The sequence below is a fragment of the Pseudanabaena sp. PCC 9330 genome (assembly GCF_055795045.1).
The window spans coordinates 1-1,452 of sequence record NZ_JAYFES010000069.1 but is presented as its reverse complement, the minus strand read 5'-3'; the positions used below and the strand labels follow the sequence as shown (position 1 = coordinate 1,452).

Here is a 1,452-nt window from a genome sequence, read left to right as displayed (position 1 = left end):
CATCGGAGCAAACTTAAGGTTCTTATGACGGGACTAGGGAGTATAACGATGAATGTATTGGGTTGTAAGTGGGACTTAATCCCATGGCTCGCAGTCGTCCGTTTAGTGATGCCAATCCAGATTTACGCCGTCGCCCTCAGTTTCCCAGTCCGCCTATTGTCGAGGTAGAACGCCAGCTCTGGCAATGGCTTTCACCCGCAACGTTTAAGCCTACGGCTGGGGAACGCAATACCGATGGCAAACGACTCCGCGACCGGATCTTGACATTGCCGGTGATGGTAGCGGTGGTCTTGAGTTTGGTGTACCGGCAAATCAACGGGTTAAGTGAACTCCTGCGAGTGCTACAGATGGAGGGGCTGCTATGGGTTGAGCCCACCTCGATAAGCCGTACCGCCCTAGATAAACGGTTTGGCAAACTGCCGGTGGCCCTCTTTAGCCAACTGTTAACTCAGGTGCAGGCCCAGCTCGCCAACCGTCCGACGGGGAAGGTGCTGTCAGAACCGTGGCACGCCTTGGAGAGTCGGTTTTCCGCGATCTGGATTGCCGACGGCTCCACCTTAGAAGAACTGCGTCGCCACCTCAACGTCTTACGGGAGCGGCCCCAGACCATCCTGGCCGGCAAACTCATGATGGTGGTGGAGTTGTTCAGCCATCGCCCGGTAGCAATGCACTATACCGAGAACGCCAAAGCCAATGACAAAACCTTTGGCGACTGGCTGCTAACGACCTTGCCCGTGGATGGCTTGCTCGTTTTTGACTTAGGATTTTTCGCGTTTCCTTGGTTTGACCAGTTCACGGAGACTCAGCGTTATTTTGTCACCCGGCAACGAGAGAAAACGGCCCACACTCGACGGCGGTTGCTGAGTCTAGGAGAACGCTACTGTGATGAAATTATCGACCTAGGGGTGTATCGGTCGAACCCCTGTCGCCATCCGGTGCGGATGGTCTCGGTGCTGTGGGGCACGACATGGTATCGCTATTTGACCAATGTCCTTGACCCAGCACAACTCAGTGCCCAACAGGTCTGCGACCTCTACCGTCGGCGATGGCGCATTGAAGATGCGTTTTGTATTACCAAGCGGCTGCTGGGATTGGCCTACGTCTGGGTCGGGGATATCAATGGCATTCAAATTCAAATTGTGGCCACTTGGATTTTCTATGCGGTTCTCAATGACCTCTGTGCCCAAGTGGCCATCGCGTTACACCAGCCACTCGAAAAAATTTCAGTCGAGATGGTCTTTCGTGGGTTGTATCACTACAGTCGAGCCCGGTTACGGGATGACACCACCGAACTGATTCCGTTTTATCAACAGCACTCCAAGTTGTTAGCCTTAGTCAAAACGACGCGAAAACGGCACCGACAACAAGACCTTCAATGGGCGGAAATTTGGGGCAACGTCCCAGGTTGTTGCCCCGCTGTCCCACCTTGAGATACTTAAGTTGACACCAATG

Annotated in this window: 1 protein-coding gene; it reads left to right on the top strand. The window is 53.8% G+C overall.

What is annotated here, in order from left to right; all coding sequences use genetic code 11:
* Positions 1–83: 83 nt before the first annotated feature.
* Positions 84–1,430, top strand: a complete 1,347-nt coding sequence (locus tag AC0QKW_RS04760; RefSeq protein ID WP_473149911.1) for an IS4 family transposase — start codon at positions 84–86, stop codon at positions 1,428–1,430.
* Positions 1,431–1,452: the final 22 nt, after the last annotated feature.

Bases quoted from the DNA above. Each gene is read 5' to 3' on its own strand.
- AC0QKW_RS04760 (WP_473149911.1), top strand. From the start codon at position 84: ATGGCTCGCAGTCGTCCGTTTAGTGATGCCAATCCAGATTTACGCCGT.